Annotated in this window: 16 protein-coding genes and 1 tRNA gene; 7 read left to right on the forward strand and 10 right to left on the reverse strand. The window is 65.9% G+C overall.

What is annotated here, in order from left to right; all coding sequences use genetic code 11:
• Positions 1–27: 27 nt before the first annotated feature.
• From S58_RS20730 to S58_RS20740, 3 genes are all read right to left on the reverse strand, one after another.
• Positions 28–2,553, reverse strand: coding sequence for a M56 family metallopeptidase (locus S58_RS20730; protein ID WP_015667328.1), 2,526 nt, complete (start codon positions 2,551–2,553; stop codon positions 28–30).
• Positions 2,553–2,996: a BlaI/MecI/CopY family transcriptional regulator gene (locus S58_RS20735; RefSeq protein WP_015667329.1), complete on the reverse strand. Its 444-nt coding sequence runs from the start codon at positions 2,994–2,996 to the stop codon at positions 2,553–2,555. Before S58_RS20735 ends, S58_RS20730 begins: the two co-directional genes overlap by 1 nt.
• A 117-nt stretch (positions 2,997–3,113) precedes the next feature.
• A complete protein-coding gene (locus S58_RS20740) occupies positions 3,114–3,815 on the reverse strand; it encodes a TetR/AcrR family transcriptional regulator (RefSeq protein WP_244440613.1) in 702 nt (233 codons plus the stop codon).
• A 38-nt stretch (positions 3,816–3,853) separates the two neighbouring features.
• On the opposite strand from S58_RS20740, the gene S58_RS20745 reads away from it, so the two are divergent.
• Complete coding sequence (locus S58_RS20745) at positions 3,854–4,990, forward strand: FAD-dependent oxidoreductase (RefSeq protein ID WP_015667331.1); 1,137 nt, start codon at positions 3,854–3,856, stop codon at positions 4,988–4,990.
• 175 nt (positions 4,991–5,165) lie between these two features.
• Here S58_RS20745 and S58_RS20750 read toward each other — a convergent pair whose 3' ends face one another.
• A complete protein-coding gene (locus S58_RS20750) occupies positions 5,166–5,516 on the reverse strand; it encodes an ArsC family reductase (protein ID WP_015667332.1) in 351 nt (116 codons plus the stop codon).
• A 218-nt stretch (positions 5,517–5,734) separates the two neighbouring features.
• On the opposite strand from S58_RS20750, the gene S58_RS20755 reads away from it, so the two are divergent.
• Positions 5,735–5,935, forward strand: coding sequence for a hypothetical protein (locus S58_RS20755; RefSeq protein WP_042340836.1), 201 nt, complete (start codon positions 5,735–5,737; stop codon positions 5,933–5,935).
• A gap of 71 nt (positions 5,936–6,006) precedes the next feature.
• On the opposite strand, the gene S58_RS20760 is transcribed toward S58_RS20755, so the two are convergent.
• On the reverse strand, positions 6,007–9,309 hold the full coding sequence (locus S58_RS20760; protein ID WP_015667334.1) for a DEAD/DEAH box helicase: 3,303 nt from the start codon (positions 9,307–9,309) through the stop codon (positions 6,007–6,009).
• A 132-nt stretch (positions 9,310–9,441) separates the two neighbouring features.
• Complete coding sequence (locus S58_RS20765; protein ID WP_015667335.1) at positions 9,442–10,032, reverse strand: hypothetical protein; 591 nt, start codon at positions 10,030–10,032, stop codon at positions 9,442–9,444.
• A 108-nt stretch (positions 10,033–10,140) separates the two neighbouring features.
• Between S58_RS20765 and S58_RS20770 the strand changes: the two genes are divergently transcribed.
• Complete coding sequence (locus S58_RS20770) at positions 10,141–11,769, forward strand: tyrosinase family protein (RefSeq protein WP_042340029.1); 1,629 nt, start codon at positions 10,141–10,143, stop codon at positions 11,767–11,769.
• A gap of 29 nt (positions 11,770–11,798) precedes the next feature.
• Complete coding sequence (locus tag S58_RS20775) at positions 11,799–12,170, forward strand: hypothetical protein (RefSeq protein ID WP_244440614.1); 372 nt, start codon at positions 11,799–11,801, stop codon at positions 12,168–12,170.
• Positions 12,171–12,185: 15 nt separating this feature from the next.
• Here S58_RS20775 and S58_RS20780 read toward each other — a convergent pair whose 3' ends face one another.
• Both S58_RS20780 and S58_RS20785 read right to left on the reverse strand, forming a co-directional pair.
• Entirely contained in the window at positions 12,186–13,163 is a 978-nt protein-coding gene (locus S58_RS20780) for an oxygenase MpaB family protein (RefSeq protein WP_015667338.1), read from the reverse strand.
• Entirely contained in the window at positions 13,160–13,864 is a 705-nt protein-coding gene (locus S58_RS20785) for a glutathione S-transferase family protein (RefSeq protein ID WP_015667339.1), read from the reverse strand. Before S58_RS20785 ends, S58_RS20780 begins: the two co-directional genes overlap by 4 nt.
• 125 nt (positions 13,865–13,989) lie before the next feature.
• Between S58_RS20785 and S58_RS20790 the strand changes: the two genes are divergently transcribed.
• Complete coding sequence (locus tag S58_RS20790; RefSeq protein WP_015667340.1) at positions 13,990–14,361, forward strand: hypothetical protein; 372 nt, start codon at positions 13,990–13,992, stop codon at positions 14,359–14,361.
• Positions 14,362–14,363: 2 nt separating this feature from the next.
• On the opposite strand, the gene S58_RS20795 is transcribed toward S58_RS20790, so the two are convergent.
• Both S58_RS20795 and S58_RS20800 read right to left on the reverse strand, forming a co-directional pair.
• The gene (locus S58_RS20795; RefSeq protein ID WP_042340837.1) at positions 14,364–14,591 is read right to left on the reverse strand and encodes a hypothetical protein; all 228 of its coding nucleotides are present in this window, start codon (positions 14,589–14,591) and stop codon (positions 14,364–14,366) included.
• Positions 14,592–14,670: 79 nt separating this feature from the next.
• Complete coding sequence (locus S58_RS20800; RefSeq protein WP_015667342.1) at positions 14,671–15,750, reverse strand: Acg family FMN-binding oxidoreductase; 1,080 nt, start codon at positions 15,748–15,750, stop codon at positions 14,671–14,673.
• 51 nt (positions 15,751–15,801) lie between these two features.
• Here S58_RS20800 and S58_RS37660 point away from each other — a divergent pair, with 51 nt between their 5' ends.
• Positions 15,802–16,050, forward strand: a complete 249-nt coding sequence (locus tag S58_RS37660; protein WP_144058360.1) for a hypothetical protein — start codon at positions 15,802–15,804, stop codon at positions 16,048–16,050.
• Positions 16,051–16,901: 851 nt separating this feature from the next.
• Positions 16,902–16,976, forward strand: a tRNA-OTHER gene (locus S58_RS20810).
• Positions 16,977–17,158 lie beyond the last annotated feature (182 nt).

Genomic DNA, 17,158 nt, shown 5'->3' on the forward strand with positions numbered 1-17,158 from the left:
CACGACACAGCCGCCGGCCTTGCGCGATCAGAAGGACGGCCCGAGCGCGATGCGGCCGATGCTGCCGTTCCTGGCGAGGCCGATGCGCCACTCGGCGGTGCCGTTGACGAAGTGGACCATGTAGATATCGCTATCGAGCGCGGTGACGCCCCGGAAGCTGAACGCCCTGATATCGCCAAGCCGGGACAGAATGGCCCGGTTCATCGACAATTGCTGCCGCGTATACGCGGCGACCTCCGCGGTCATATGCGCGTAGTCCGGCTCGCCGCGCACGATCGTCTCGATATAGCTGCGCAGCTTCGCCTCGCTGTCCGGCAGCGGCGCCGACCGCCGCTCGCCGAAACGATCCGCCGCCGCACCGGGCCCGGCGGCTTCGACCGTATGGAAGCGGGTGCGCCGCCCCGGCATGATAATCTCCAGGCAGCGCCCGGATGCATCCGCGACCACCCAGGGGCTGCCGATCTCGGTCGTGAAGGACGACGACAGGTCGTCGCCTACAGCCGCATGCGCGATCCGGTGGCCATGGTCGTCCAGCCGATGAAGCTGAACCTCCTGCCGGCTGGCATTGTAGACGGTGAGCCGGATCGGCGTCGCATCGGGCCGCGCGCGCAACGACGCTTCGCTGGCGCAGTCGAGCACCTCGCCCGGCGCCTGGTTGCCGTCGGGACGGAAGATGACGTCGTCGGCTTTGCCATCCGATGCCATCAGCACGCGGAACTCCGCAGTGCCATTGGCGAACTTCACGCCATAGATGTCGTAGCCGCCCGAACCGACGCCGCGAAAGAAGATCGTCTCGACGTCGCCCAGGGTCCGGAACGTGGTCTGCAACCAGGTCGCGTGCTGACGGATGTTGGCGGCCAGCGATGAACTCATGAGCGCGTAGTTCGGCTCTCCGCGCCTGAGATCCGCGATCCCGCGCAACACGGCATCGCGGCTGCCGGGCGTCGGGACCTGCTCCCGGAAACGCTCCGGCACCTCCGCGATGCGCCGCGCAAACGTCTCCTCGATGACCTTGGCCCTGTTCTCATCGATGCGCCGCGCCACCCGGGCGCCGAGCAGCGGATCCTGCAGCAGGAGACGGTTCACTTTGCCTTTGCCGTCGCGCAGGAACAGCACCAGATCGTCGCTCTTGCCGGCAAAAGAATCGGCGCAATCGGCCGTGACGTTGAAGCTGCCGCGTCCCGTCTCCGACAGTTGCAGGCCGCCCGATGCCGCACCGACCGTGAGCACGCGGTTGGCGTTGAGCTCGTACCAGCCGGCATAGTCGTCCCCTGCCGGCGTCTCCATCTGGGCATCGCATGGCGCGAATTCGGTGATGCGTGCCGCCTGCAGATCACGATCGAGCTGGTGCAGCACGAGCTCTCGGGGCGCGGGCTCGTCCAGCACGAAACTGAGCAGACCCGCATTATCGCCGTACGAATAGTGGCCGGGCTCAGCGGAGGCGAGCCGCAGCCGGCGCTGACCGGTCAGTTGACCATAGAGCGCATCTCCCTGCCGCGAGACGGCGAAGACGCCGCGGGCACCCGCCGCATAGAAAGCGATATGCTCCGCGCGAAGTGTGGGGCTGTTGAGCTCGCTCGGGCCGGGCACTGCCTTGGCCGAAGCCAGCTGCGTCCGCGTCGTGACCGCAAGTCCGGACAGCACCGCAAGCGGCATCACCAGCACAGCCAGCGCAACACGCCGGGCCGGCGCAATCTTCGGCAGCACGCTCGCCTCCGACAGGATGCGCTCGATCCTCGCCAGCACCGTCGACGGCCGCGCCATCTCCAGCGCCACCATGCGGCGGCGCGGCGCCTGCACGATGTCGAGCAGGATCTCGGCATAGGAGACGCGATCGTCCAGCGCCGCGATCGCGCTGGAGTCGCTGATCATCTCCGCGAGCTCGGCCAGCCGGCGATGATGCCACCAGGCGAACGGACTGAACCAGAACAGCGCACGGTTGACCGCCGCCAGCACCAGCACATGAAAATCACCGTTGGCGATGTGGGATGCCTCATGGGCGAGGACCGCAGCCTGCTTCTTCGCATCCCAGGACCGCCATTGCGCCGGCACCAGGATGGTCGATCCGATCGTGACCGGGCTCGCGATCGCCGCGCTCAGCCGCAGCTTCGGCGATCCCGGGAGCGGCTCGGCATTTCGAACCAGCCGCCACGTCAGGATCATGCCGATCGCGAGGCGCAGCAGCAGGAAGCCTGCGACCGCGAGATAGACCAGCGTCGCGACCATCAAAGGGGTAACGGTGGTCGCGGCCTCGCTCGGTCGCACGCGCGCATCGGCGGCATTGGCCGGCAAAGGTGCGGGCGTCGCGGCCGAGAGCACCGCTTCGTCCGGCAGCCAGACGGGCGGGCCGGCCGGCGCCGTGGCAGGCTGGACAGTGATCGTGACGGTGGTCCAATGCATGGCGAGCGGCATCGCCAGCGACGCCAGCAGCACGACCAGCCAGGCCGTCATTTGCAGTTGCGGATGGCGCACGCGGCATAGCCACAGGCCCAGTCCGACGACACTTCCCAGCAGGACGGTGCGAAGCGCCGCTTCCGCCAGAACAGCGAGCATCATTTCCTCCCGCCCGTTGACCTTCCGATTGGCTTGCCCAGCGACTTGGCCGGCGATTTTTCCGATGATTTGTCCGTCTTGGCCTTCGCGATCTGGTCGGCGAGCGCCTGCAACTGACGCTGGTCGAGCATCGCATTGTCGACCATCCCGACCAGCACTTCTTCGACCGAGCCGTTGCAGAACCAATCGACGATGCGCTGCACCGCCTTGGCGGCCACCCGCGCGCGCGGCTCGGCTGCGGAGTAGACATAGGTGCGGCCATCGACCGTGTGGGTCACATAGCCCTTGTCCTCGAGCCGGCGCAGCACCGTGCGCACGGTCGACTCCTTGAGCTTGCGCGACAGCTTCTCGCGAACGGATTCGGCCGTGACCGGAGCATGCTCCCAGACCAGTTGCATGACCTCGCGTTCGAGGTCGCCGAGTTCCGGGAGGCTCGCGTCCATGATCCGTCCTTGCGATTGCGATCTGTAGCGCTACAGATTGTCGCGCAATTGCCGGGTCCCGGCAACCGATTTCCGCGCGTCGCGGGATCGGCCTGCCGTCGTCCCGCCTCTTGCCAGCTATCGCAGGGTCGCGATGCCCGCCATGATCAGGTCGATGCCAGCAAGGAATTGCTCGCGGTCGTCATGCTCGCGCAGCTGCGCCGCAACCTGACGCACGAAAGGATACTCGGCAGGGTCGAGCTGTGCCCATCGCGCGGCAACAGTGGCGAGGAAGTCCGATCGGTCCGTCTCAAGCGGGACGAGCCGGGCGTTCGCGGCGTTCTGGCTGGCCACGCCGAGAATGTAGTTGACCAGCGCGGACGCAGCGTCGAACAGCCCCCGTTCGGGCACGCCGAGGGCCTGCAGCCGTCCGCCGATGCTCTCGCAGATCTGCAGCATGGCCGAGCGCCACGGCTCGCGATGGAGTTGGGCCCCGACCCAGGGATGGGCGTCGATTGCGTCGAACACTCCGAGGGCGATGGCACGGATCGCCTCGCGCGGCTCCGCGCCACTGATCGCGCCGGCCATCACACGGCCGATCACCTCGTCGGTGGCCGCTGCGAGCAGATCGTTCTTGTCGGCGACATGCCAGTAGATCGCGCCGCTGCCGGTCGCCAGGCGCGCCGCGAGTGCGCGAAAGGTCAACGCGCGTTCGCCGCCGGCGTCGAGGATCTCGATCGCCGCCGCGACGATGAGTTCTTTCGAGAGTGCGTCAGCGCGCCGCTGAATCCTGTCCGCCATAAGCCATCTTGACATAATTGGAACACCGTTCCAAGCCATCAAATGGAACAGCGTTCCATAGCGGTTTGAGGAAGATCATGACGACCCAGGCGACGATCGTCGGGGCAGGCCTCGGCGGCCTCACCCTGGCGCGCATCCTTCACCTTCGCGGCGTGCCCGTCGTCATCTACGAGGCGGAGCCATCGGCACAGGCCCGCACGCAGGGCGGACAGCTCGACATCCATGAGCAGGATGGTCAGGTCGCACTCAAGGAAGCCGGCCTGTTCGACGAGTTTCGCGCCATCATCCACCAGGGCGGCGAGGCTTTGCGCGTGCTCGATCGGCACGGGACATTATTGTTTGCGCAGCCGGATCACGGCAGCGGCGGACGGCCCGAGGTGCTGCGCGGCGACCTCAGGCGGATCCTGATCGAATCTCTGCCTCCCGATACGATCCACTGGGGAAAGAAGCTGATCGGGGTTGCGGCGCTCGGCGAAGGGCGGCATCAGCTGGCGTTCTCTGATGGATCGACCGTGACCACCAGTCTTCTGGTTGGCGCCGACGGCGCCTGGTCGAAAGTCCGGCCGCTGCTGTCGGACGCCACGCCCGCATACACCGGCACCACGTTCGTCGAGACCTACCTGTACGACGCGGACCGACGGCACCCGGCGGCGGCGGAAGCAGTCGGCGGCGGCGCGCTGTTCGCGTTCGCTCCGGGACAGGGTATCTTTGCGCACCGCGAGGCAGGAAGCGTTCTCCACGCCTACTTCGCGCTATATCGACCACTCGAGTGGATCGCCGACATCGACTTCGCAAACGCAAACGCCGCGACGGCGCGCATCGCGGCCGAGTTCGAGGGATGGGCACCGGCGCTCACTGCGCTGATCACCGACAGCGAGACAGCGCCGAATCCACGCATGATCTACGCGCTTCCCGATGGTCACCGGTGGGACCGGACGCCGGGGGTGACCTTGCTCGGCGACGCCGCACACCTCACTGCGCCAAACGGTGAAGGCGCAAACCTTGCCATGTTCGACGGCGCAGAACTCGCAAAGGCGATCGCCGCGTCGCCTGACGACGTCGAAGCCGCCCTCGCCGCCTACGAAGCGGCGCTGTTCCCGCGCAGCGAGGCCGCCGCCGCAGGCGCAAACCAGATCCTGACGCTTTGCCTCGACGACCGCGCGCCGCTCGGACTGGTCGACTTCTTCCGTGGCACGCCGCAGGAGAGCACGTGAGGGACGGGCCTCGCGTCAGACGGCAACCGTCGAAACCGGACAATTGGGGCACGATCGGAAAACGTGGCAATCGTTGTTTGCGCGCGACAGAGCCCAGCACGTTGCGCGGAGATCATGCGCCAACAAACAGGTAAGACATGAATCGATCGTCGTCCTTTCGGATGACGACCCAGCGTCAGGCCTTCACCTCCTTGGCATAGATCTCCGGCTTGAAGCCGACGAGCAGCTTGCCGCCGAGATCCAGCACCGGGCGCTTGATCATCGAGGGCTGCGCCAGCATCAGCGCGATCGCCTTGCTCTCGGTCAGGCCGTCCTTGTCGGCGTCGGGCAGCTTCTTGAACGTGGTGCCGGCGCGATTGAGCAGCACCTCCCAGCCGACCGCATCGCTCCACGCCGTGAGTGTCGCCTTGTCGATGCCGCCACTCTTGTAGTCGTGAAAGTCGTAACGCACACCATTGTCATCGAGCCAGGTGCGCGCCTTCTTCATCGTGTCGCAGTTCTTGATTCCGTAGATCGTGATGCTCATGGCAAGCGTCCTCAAACAATCGTGTCCGACCGCAGCGGATGTCTCATGTTGCGACAATCGGCCCCGCATTTTGCAGTGCGATTCACTCGCTTTTGATGCGGCAGACACCACTCGTTCCCCAGTCGGAATTCATGCCGAGCTTTGCCATGAAACTGTCGGGAGAGCATTACATTTTCTTCGCATCCCCGGCGTATCTGGCGCGCGAACAGGAGACCGCGATGGGCAAGATCATGGTACGTTGTCCGCAGACCGGCCGCAGCATCGAGACAGGGATGGAAATGGACGCCGCGCGCTTTCAGCGCATGCCCGTGTTCTTCTCACGCGCCTACTGCCCGCACTGCCGCATCTACCATGAATGGTTCGCCGCCCATGCCTGGGTCGATGAGACGCGCGACCGCGAGCGCATCGAGCTCGCCTGACTGAACACCCACATAACGTATGCCACGAGATTGTAGGCTGGCCGAAGATGGGCCGGCCCCGGAAGCCCAGCTCACGACAGCAGAGCGGCGATATCGTCCTCGGTGAGCGCCTTGCCGATATTGCCCTCGCAATCGAACAGTGAATCGGCCAGTGCCTGCTTGCGCAGCTTCAGCTCGCCGATCTTCTCCTCGATCGTGCCGGCGGTCACGAGGCGATACACGAACACCTTCTTGTCCTGGCCGATGCGGTGGGCGCGGTCGATCGCCTGCGCCTCGACGGCGGGATTCCACCAGGGGTCGTAGATAATGACGGTGTCGGCTGCCGTCAGGTTCAGACCGACGCCGCCGGCCTTGAGGCTGATCAGGGACACAGGACTATCTCCGTTCTGGAACGCCTCGATCGCATGCTTGCGATCGCGCGTCTCGCCGGTCAGGAGCTCGTAGCGGATGTCCGCCGCCTCGAAACGTTCCTCGATCAGCGCGAGCATCGAGGTGAACTGCGAGAAGATGATGATCTTGCGCCCCTCGCTGAGCAGTTCCTCGACCATCTCCATCAGCCGGTCGAGCTTGGCCGAGGGCCGCTCGATCTTGTCGAGCTTCACCAGACGCGGATCGCAGCAGACCTGGCGCAGGCGCAGCAGCGCTTCGAGCACGATGATGTGGCTGCGGGCAAGACCGCGCTCTTCGAGCGCCTTGCGCACCTTCGTCGCCATCGCCGCGCGGATCGAATCATAGAGGTCGCGCTGCTTGCCGTCGATTTCCACGGTCTCCACGATGTCGATCTTGGCCGGCAGCTCGGACGCGACCTCTTCCTTGGTCCGACGCAGCAGGAACGGCTTGACGCGGCGGGTCAGCGCCGCCGCCCGCATCTTGTTGCCCTCCTTCTCGACCGGCGTGCGCCAGTTGCGCGCGAACGCGGTCTTGTCGCCGAGATAGCCCGGGTTGACGAAACTCATGATCGACCAGAGTTCGCCGAGATGGTTCTCCATCGGCGTGCCCGTGAGGCAGAAGCGATGGCTGGCCTTGATCGCACCGAGCCATCGCGTCGTGGCGGCATTGGGATTCTTGATGGTCTGCGCCTCGTCGAGAATGGCCATGTGCCAGTCGCGTCCGAGGATGAGCTCATGGTCGCGCGCGATCAGCGGATAGGTGGTGAGCACGACATCGTACTCCGAAATCTGCGCGATCAGCTCCTTGCGAGCAGCGCCGTGGAACACCAGGACCTTCAGCTCGGGAACGAATTTGCGGGCCTCGTTGAACCAGTTCGTCATCAGGCTGGTCGGCGCGACGATCAGCACCGGCGTCGTCAGCGCGCCGCGCGCCTTCTCCAGCGCCAGAAGGGCCAACACCTGGACGGTCTTGCCGAGACCCATGTCGTCTGCGAGGACGCCGCCGAGATCGGCCTGCCGCAGGAGATCGAGCCAGGCGACGCCCTGCTGCTGATAGGGGCGCAGCGTGGCGGTGAAGCCGGCGGGCAGCTTCAATTCATCCTGCCGATGCTGCCGCACCAGATCCGCGAGCCGGCGCAGATCGTCGGGTCCTTTGAACGCGCCCGGATCGTGCGCCAGCAGCGGCACGAGCTGGGCACGGGACAGCTTGATCTTGCCGGACTTGTCGAAGGCGCCGCCGCTCAGCCGCATCGTCTGCAGCGCCAGCAGGACCGGCAGGAAACGGCCGGCCGCCAGCGCCAGATGCCGGCCGTCAGGCAGCGGCACATACATGTGCTTGGCATCAGCATCGGCGTCAGCCAGCGCGTCGAGGATTCCGGGTTGCGCGAGTAGACGAGCCAGCAACTCGGCGAGGTCATGCGGCCGGCCATCGACGTCGATCTTGAAGCCGAACTCGAACCAGTCGATTCCGGAGCCCTCGATCTCCATGTCGACGAGACCGGAGGACTCCGCCAGCCGATACGGAAAATCGTCGTCGATGCGGATCTCGAACCCCTGCTCGTGCAATGCGCCGAGCTCGAGATGGACGAACTGCAGCCAGCGGCCCTCATCCTCGAAGGTCAGGTCGCCGGCATGACCTCCATAATTGTAGGTCTGGACTTTCCTGAGCGGAACGAGGCCGAGCTCGGTCAGCAGCTTGGATGCCTTTCGCTCGTCGGCCTTGGCGCGCGTGACGAGATGCACCCGGCCGTCGTGGAATGCCTCGACCTCGGCGCCGCTGCCGGAGCCGTCGATCTCGATCGGCCCGTAGCGGAAGCCGAGCCGGACCGCGCCGAGCGGAAGCCCGCTGCCATGCTCACCGCGAAAGCCGTAGCCGGGATAGGGTCCGCGCAACAGGCGCAGGATCGGCGCGGGCTTGGCTTCGATCTTGACGACCTCGGTCGGTGGCGCCGGAAGATGAGCCGGATCGAGCGACGGCAAACGCCGGCTGAGATGGCGGCTGACTTCACCGATCAGCACCGATGGCACCACCGGCGCGCTCAGCAAGTGGTGTGCCGTGCGCGGTGCAATCCCGGGATCGACCTCGCCGACGATGCCGAGCGTCTCGTCGGCATAGACGGGCGCCTCGGCATGCAGCGCAAGGACTCCGTCAACGACGAGCCGTGCACCGATCCCCCTCCGCCCGACCGGCTGCCATTCGATGCGGCCGCTGCGCTTGTCGCCCCAGCGCAACAGCGGCCCGGTGTGGTCGTGCCAATAGGCCCTTCCGGTTTCGACGATCCGCTTCATCAGCGCGGCCGAGCCGATCCGGTGCGCCCACATGTTGCCGACATAAGCCTGTCCGCCAAGATGCGCCAGAATCTCGATGTCGCTGTCGCGATAGAACGCCGGCGCCCGCTCCGCGCCGCCCCCCACGTTGTCGACTTTCGAAAACACGTCGGCGAAGCTGTCGTCCTTGCGCAATCTCACCGACCACACCAACGCGACCGGAAACGGTGCCTGCCCCGCCTCCGTGTGAACCCGCACGCCGTAGATCAGCCTTTGCCTCACCTCGGCCGGGTACGTATCGCCGCGGCTGACCGTGCCGATCTTGGCCAGCCAGGAGACGATCTCCGGCGGCAGCACCAGCGGCTTCGCCTTGGCTGCGGCAGCGGTCTTGGCCGGCCACGTCTCGACCGGGCCCATGTCCGACGATTGCTCGATGGCTTCGAGCAACACCGCCGCGACATGCTTGCAGTTGTGCCTCATCGGGCAGGAGCATTCACCGGAGACGTTGACGCGGCCGTGCTTGTCGGGCTTCAGCAGGATCTCGACGTCGTAGGCCCATGCCTGCGACCCCTGCACGGAGGCAGCCAGCTCGCGACCGTCCTCGCTGATATCGAGATCGGCAACGCTTCCGCTGATCTGCAGAAGCTCCGCCTTCTGAAAGGCGGCGTGGCTGAAGAAGGCACGAACGTCCCGGGGCTTTTTGAACGGAAGCGGCATGCATGGCGAACCTGGCGCACGCCAGCAATGCGTACGCAGCACCCATGTACCATGATCAATCCGCTGGGATCCCTCTATCACGCAGCCTGTGGATATCTCTTGGGGACGAATGAGGGTCGATCACGAAATTCCTCATTCGTCGTTCGGATCGCTCTTCAGCGGCTTGTCGGAATCTCCCGGCAGCAGGCAGGGATACAGCTCGGTGAAGGTGAACTCGGTCGCACCGGTGGCGCGATCGAACCGCAGCACGACGTCGAAGCGCTTGCCCGACCAATGGGTAGGCAGATCGCCGGCGTTGCTGACCGGCAGCCGCGGCAGGATGTCCGAGATGATCGCCTTGTGCTCCCAGGCCACCAGCACGGTGCCGGACAGCGGCAGCAGCGCCTCGACCAGCGCCGCCTCCTGCCCCTTGGCGAATGACGTATTCGGCTTGGCGAGGCCTACGCGCGCAGCGAGTTCCAGCACGGTCTCGTAGGGACGCCGGCTGGGATCCGAGCCGGCATTGCTGCTATCGGGATCGGCCGCGTAAACAGCCTGCGGCGTCGGATAGGTCGCGCCGCCCAGTCCGCTGCCGAACAGCGCGGTCCACGCCCCTGCCCGCTCCCAGCCGAAGATCACCAGCGACTTCGAATCCGGCTTGCCCTTGTGGGTCAGGCCGGGGCCTGTCGCGTCGCCATCAGGCTTTTCGGCGTGGCGAATGATCAGCAGCGTCAGCGCATCCATCGGCTTCCCCTTATACGCGGTCATCATACAGGCACCACACGGAAATGCTACTTGAGATTGTAACTCAGCGAACGCATCATGCCGCTTTCAAATGGGGGATCATTTCAGATGAGCATGGGATTGCGACAGACACGCCGTACATTCATGGCAACGGCCGCGATGGCCGCAGCGGGCACGGTGATCTCGCCGGCGCCAGGCCGCGCCGCCGCAAAATATCGCCGCTACAGCGTCACGAGCCCCGAAGGGCAGAAGATGCTGGCGAGCTACGCCAAGGGCGTCGCAGCGATGCTGCAACTGCCGGCGAGCCATCCGCAGAACTGGTTCCGCAATGCGTTCATTCATCTGATGGACTGCCCGCACGGAAACTGGTGGTTCTACGTCTGGCACCGCGGCTATCTCGGCTATTTCGAGCAATCGATCCGCGCACTCAGCGGCGACGACAATTTCGCGCTGCCGTATTGGGACTGGACCGAGCTGGCGGAAATTCCGGCGGGCATGTTCGACGGCGTGCTGACGCCGACCGACAAGGCCTATCAGCCGTTCACCGCGAACCTCGCGGTCTTCACCTCGTTCATCAAGCCGACCCTGGCCGACTACTGGAACGGCCTGTCGAAAGACCAGCGCGGGCAGCTCGACATCCGCGGCTACAAGTCGATCGACGCCGTCTGGAACGACGTCACCGGCTTCTCGCCCTCCGCCAATGCCGGCATCTCCGGCAATGAGGCGTTCGCGACGACCTGCGCGTCGCGCTATCTGTCGCGCGACAATCCGAAGCTCGATGCCAAGACCGCTTATGACGTCTCGCCCTTCGTGATCATGGCCGGCCTGCTGCCGACCGACTTCTACAATGCCGACAACTATCTGAGCTTCACCAGCTCGAAGACCGCTTCGCACAACACCCAGCCGAACGGCACGACCAAGTTCTCGACCTTGGAAGGTCTGCCGCACAACAAGGTTCACAACTACATCGGTGGTGTCGGGCCGCTGGATCCCGGTCCCTACGGCAACATGACCAACTTCCTGTCGCCGGTCGATCCGATCTTCTTCCTGCATCATTCGAACATGGACCGGCTGTGGGACGTGTGGACGCGCAAGCAGAAACGCCTCAACCTGCCCTATCTGCCGCAGGGCAGCGACCTGAAGACCTTCTCCGACGAGCCGTTCTTGTTCTACGCGGACGGCAAGGGCGGTTATGTCGGACCGAGCAAGGCCGGCGACTACATCTCGACCGACCGCTTCGACTACGACTACGCGCCGGGCTTCGGCGAGGACATCGTCAATCCGCCGGCAGTCGCCTCGGCGCCGCAGGCCAAGCCGCAGCAGGGCTCGGTCAAGGCCAATGCGGGCACGGTGAAGATTCCCGGCGATGCGCTCGAAGCGCATCTGGCGGCGACGCGGCCGCAGCCGCTGATGGCGCAGATCACGCTGCCCCGCCCAAGCGGTTATTCGACCGTGCGCGAGTTCGACGTCCTGGTTAACGCGCCCGCCAATGTCACCCAGGTGACAGCCGACAGCCCCTATTACGCCGGCACGATCGCGTTTTTCGGCGCGATGATGCCGGGCATGGTCATGACCATGGATGCGACCTTTGCCGTGCCGCTGCCGAAGAAGCAGGAGGCGTTCACCGCCTTGCGCGCCGCACCCAACCAGCCGCTGAGCATCCGTATCGTGCCCTCGGGCGGCGTCGGTGCTGCGCCGGCGCTGAAATCCCTGTCGGTCGGACCGCTGCGCCCGTGACTGGCCGGCGCGCCGCGCTGCGGGTTTGCGTGACGCTGCTTCTGACTGCGGTGCTTCCCTTGTCGTCGTCAGCACAGGCGCCTTCTGAAGCGGTCGATCTGGTCCTGCCGCGGCCGCTCGGCGCCGGCGAGACTGCCGTCATCGAGATTCGCCTGGGCGCGCTGGCGCGTGGCCAGGAGGTCACGGTCACGACGGCATCCGGGATGCTGCTCGGGACGGTCTCGCCATTCGGGCTTCGCGCCGGCGAGGACGCCGGGACCTACGCGCTTCCGGTGCCGACGGACGCGATCGGCGGCGGGCGACTGACGATCCGCCTCAGCATCAGCCAGCCCGGCGGCAGCCGCGCGCCGACGCGGCAGGAGGTTCGCAGCGTCACGCTGAAGGTCGCGCCGCGACCATGACCAATCTCCGGCCGCTCAGTCGCTCCGCGCGGGGCTGGACCGGGCCTGCTCGAACGGGCTCGCCATGCTCGGCTGGCCGATCCAGCCGCGGTTGAGCAGCCGGGTGAACGGCGGGCATGCCTCGCCGCGGATCCGCGCCATCGCCTCCTGATAGGGGCCGACGGTGCGCAGTCTCTCCGGCAGCAAGCCGTAGGCGCGCGGCAGCCAAATGCGGGCACGCGCAGCGCTGCGGCGGTCGCGCTCTCCGTACGGCAGATCGAAGCCCTGCCGCAGCCGATCCGGCAGCATCTCGGCCGTCAGCGCGGTGAACCAGCGCGGCGGGCCGATCCATGTCGCCTCGCCCGCGAAGATGCGCCGTGCGATGTCGCGCGCGGCCGTGCTGACGGTGAGCGTGTCCGATTGCATCATCGCAGCGGTATAGGCCTTGAACGACGTCCAGTCCGGCGGCAGCGCGTCGCGCGGAATTCCGAACAGGGCCGCGAAGCGCATCGCCTCGCGCCAATATTGCTCGCGCTCGGCCTCCGTCAGCGGCGGCCGCAACAGGCCGTATGACATCATCGCCGTCTCCACCAGCGTGGCATGGACCCAGCGCAGCGCCTCGACGTCATTGGCGAGAAAGCGCGAGCCGGCCGCGAACGGCCCGACCGTCTCGGCCATCACGCCGTCGACGGCGGCATGACGCCGATACAGCCGGCGTGCCACAGCGACCGCCTGCGCGCGCGTGCCGAACACCATCGTGTAGACGATGCCGAACGTGCGGTGGAAGCGGCCGAGCGGATCGGCGAACACTTTCGACTGGCCAGCAATTCCGGCCGCCACCCAGGGATGGGCGAGCTGCAGCAGCAGCGCGCGGCCCGCACCGAGAAACAAGGCGGCCTCGCGATGCACGCGCCACATCACGCTGTCGGGCGGCAGCACGCCATCGCCCGCGCCAGCCGGCGCGGACAGCACCTCGTCCAGGCGGCGCTCGAGATCGGCCTCGCTGACGATCACGGCCGCTTCGGGATCTCCAGCCCGCGCTGCACGGCCGGCCGCGCCAGGCCGCGCTCCAGCCAGGCCGGAACGTGCTTCAATTCATCGAAGGCGACGAGCTCGCGCGCGCCGTAGAAACCGATCAGGTTGCGCACCCAGCCGAGGCTCGCGATGTCGGCGATGGTGTAGTCGCCGTCCATGATCCATTGCCGGCCGTCCAGCCGGGCTTCGAGCACGCCGAGCAGCCGCTTGGATTCGGCGACGTAGCGCTGCAGCGGCCGCTTGTCCTCGTACTCGCGTCCCGCGAATTTATGGAAGAAGCCGAGCTGGCCGAACATCGGCCCGATGCCGCCCATCTGGAAATGCACCCATTCGAGGGTCTGCCAGCGCCGCGCCGGATCGGCGGGGAGGAATTGTCCCGTCTTCTCGGCGAGATAGTGCAGGATCGCGCCGGACTCGAACAGGCCGAGCGGCTTGCCGCCGGGGCCGTCGGGATCGATGATCGCGGGAATCTTGCCATTGGGGTTGAGCGAGAGAAACTCCGGCGTCTTCTGATCGTCCTTGCCGAAATCGATCGCGTGCGGCTCGTAAGGCAGTCCGGTCTCCTCCAGCATGATCGAAACCTTCACGCCGTTCGGCGTCGGCAGCGAATAGAGCTGGATGCGGTCGGGATGCTGCGCCGGCCAGCGCGTGGTGATCGGGAAGCTGGAGAGATCGGACATGATGGCTTTGCTCGCGCTTTGCTCGTTGAGGCCTCAATCTAAGTCCGTGCGCGGCCGCCGCAAGTCCGATGCGGAACCGGTCGCGGCCGATGGTCTTATGGTGCTGCATCGTGCAGAAAGCCGGCATGCCGAGCTCGACCTACCAGTTGATCATGCAGGCGATGAGCACGCGCCAGCAGGTTCTGTGCATGTATGGCGGCTTCGCCCGTGCGATCTGCCCGATCATCCTCGGCCACACCGCAGGCCGCGAACGCGTGCTGGCGTTCCAGTTCGCGGGCGGCGCGAGCAGCGGCCTGCAATCGGGCGGTCAATGGAAGTGTTTCGATGTCGCTGACATGAGCGAGGTCGAGCTGCGCGAGGGACGCTGGCATTCCGGGCGCAGCCATCGCCAGCCGCAATATTGCGTCGCCGAGGTCGAGCTCGACGTCAATCCGGACAGCCCCTACGACCCGAAGCGATCGATCACGACGCCTCGCCGCCGCAAGCCCAAACGCTGATGTTACTGCGGCTCGCGCAGACGCACGCGCAACAGCGCCGGCAGCTTCGCCGTGGCGCCATGCTGCGCCAGCTTCGCCGCGACACGGTGCATCAGCGCCGAGGCGCCCTGCTTCGCGAACACCTTGATGCCGCGCGCGCTGAAATCGACCACGACCTCATGATGGCGCATGCCCTTGCCGCCCTTGACCAGGCCAAGGTCGCGCACCAGGCAATAGTGCCCATCGCTCATGCGTGCCAATCGGGTGTTCTCGAACATGCTTCGAAGCAATGCACCGAGTCGAGATTCCGTCAAGATTGACAGGAACGACTCATGAACTCAGCACCTCGCGAACAGGCCGCCGCGGTGCATAGGGCAACGTGGGGCCATAGCCGAAGCGCAGCACGATGTCCGGCCGCCTGCTCGTCCCGATCACGCGCGCCAGTTCGGGGCGCAAGGCGGCCACTTCGACCGGCTGGTTGATGAAGGCGAGCTTGAGACCGAGCCGTGTCGCCTCGAGCGCGAAGCGCTGACACGCCTGCCCGACCCTGATCCAGTGCGCGGGATCGGCCTGCTCGGCCGCGAACACGGCAAGACCGGCCGATGAGCCGATCTGGCGCGCATATTTGTCGTTCTCCGCTGCTGCGTTGAAGAGGTGGTCGAAGGCGATGCCGCCGAGCGCACTCGGCAATGAGGGATTGCCGCTCGCGGCCGCGAACAGGCCGTCCCCCGTCGCCATCGCGCTGCGCGGATTGAACCGCAGCCAGGACTTCAGCTCGCGCATGAACGCTACGTCGCGCATCTGTGCGTCGTTGCCGGCGACGACGAGATCACGGATGTTCGCGATCACGGTGCGATCCGTGATGAGAGCAAGATCGACGCCTTGCATGGCCGCAGCAGCCTGCAGCGCCGCGAGATCGCCCGGCGGCACGGCACGTCCGTCATAGTCGGCGCGTGTCGACTGCCTGCGAACGATCGCGGCCAACAGCGGATCGTCATGCGGCTTGGCGTTCGTAAAGCCGTAGCGCACGGTCTGTCCGTCGATGGCAACCTCGCCCGGTCGGCCGCTCGCAGCCGCTGCGATCGCGAGATTGGTGGCGGCGCAGCCGAGGCTGACGAACAGATGATGGTCATCCGGATCGACCACCGGCGTGCGCCGCGCCGGATCGGGGCGGATCTCGATCGCATCGCCGGTGACGCGAAACCGCCACGGCTGGGTGTTGTGGCCGTTGGCTGCGAGCGTCGCGTAGCGGATCACGTCGGCGATCTCGGGCGACAGCGGCGCGCGCAGCCGGCTGCTATACTCGTCATACTCGCGCATCGTGCCGGTTGCGGCGCGCCAAGTGCCGGCGCCGAGCGCCGCCGCTGCAAGCGCGCTGCCGCCTCCTATCAGGACCTGCCGTCGATTCATCACAATGCGCTCGCACTTTTTCGCCGCGATCTCGATGCGCTTACGATAAACATGCACCGCATTGGTGGGTTGTCGCAGATCAAGGCCGCAGCAGCACGCAAGACCGCCGGCACCACGCTGTTGACAGCACCAACAAAGCGGCGTATGTCCCGCGGCCTCGCGAACGACTGCGTTCGCGCTGATGCAAGAGCAACCAAGAGCCCGACGATGTCCTTCGACTACGAACATCTCATCTGCGTGTCCAACGGCTTTATGCCGACGGATGGCGCACGCCATGCTCGAGGGAGCGATCTTGCCTGACGCAAGATCAACAGTCCGCATCACACGGACCCTCCCGAGCCAGCCGCTCCGGAGGGTTTTTTGTTGCCCTCACGCGAGCACGCTGCACGGCGAACGAACGATAGTCCCGGCATCAACCGGACGGGAGACCCGGATCCCGGGGCTCGCGCAGGTGATGCGCGTGGCCTGAGCGCGCGGGGCCTGTCGGAGGGAACGAAGGCGTGATGCCGGATACCGATGACAGAGCAGGCTCCCTGGAGCTTGCAAACAGCGGCGCCGCACAGCGCCGCAGACAAGCTTTTTGAATTCCCGGCCGTTCGCGGCCGGGAGGTGCTGGTGGTGAAGATCACGGATCCTTCGCGCCAATGCGGCCATGAGCCGCCTTCGATCGATCGTACCGTGGAATCCGTCAAGCGAGATGGGTGAGTCGCGGGTTGCGGCAAGGCGCAAGCCAAGCCTGCGTTTCGATCGTCGTATCGCCGTGATCGCCCGTTCCCCAGCATGCCATCAACGCTGCTCGGCCACGTGACGCGGCCGGGCGTCCAACGGCGGTGGTGAAGATGCCTGTTACTTCGTTGAAACCGAGTGCCCTCCGGGGCAGCAACAGCATCGCCCATTCCCCGCCGAACTCATCCACGAGCCGTGGTGAAGACGACTGTTACTTCGCTTGCCACGCCAGAGGTCACGGGTTCGAATCCCGTCCGGCGGCTTGCCGGTAGCTCAGAGGTCAGAGCGCTGTCCGGTCCGCGAAAGTGGGACCGGGTCTCAGTCGTCGCCTGTTCCCGGCTCGTGATCCATCTCAACCGGTGACCGTCATCGAACGGACCGTCACCTCGTTACGGCGCAGCCCCCGCTGCGCCATCTTCTTCCACGCGCCGTGGTGAAGAGTGCTGATACTTCGACTGATAATCGAGAGGTCGTGGGTTCGAATCCCATCCGGCGTTCCATGCACCGGTAGCTCAGCGGTAGAGCACTTTCCGGTCCACGGAAGTGGACTGGATCTCAGCATTCGCCTGTTCCCGGCGCGTGGTCCATCTCGGTAGTGATCGTTTCCGACGAGGCGATCGCGGACCGGCCGGTGGTGAAGAGCGCTGTTACTTCGGGGCCACAAGGCTGGAGGTTCGACTCC

Source organism: Bradyrhizobium oligotrophicum S58 (assembly GCF_000344805.1).
In the GTDB taxonomy this organism is placed as follows: Bacteria; Pseudomonadota; Alphaproteobacteria; order Rhizobiales; family Xanthobacteraceae; genus Bradyrhizobium; species Bradyrhizobium oligotrophicum.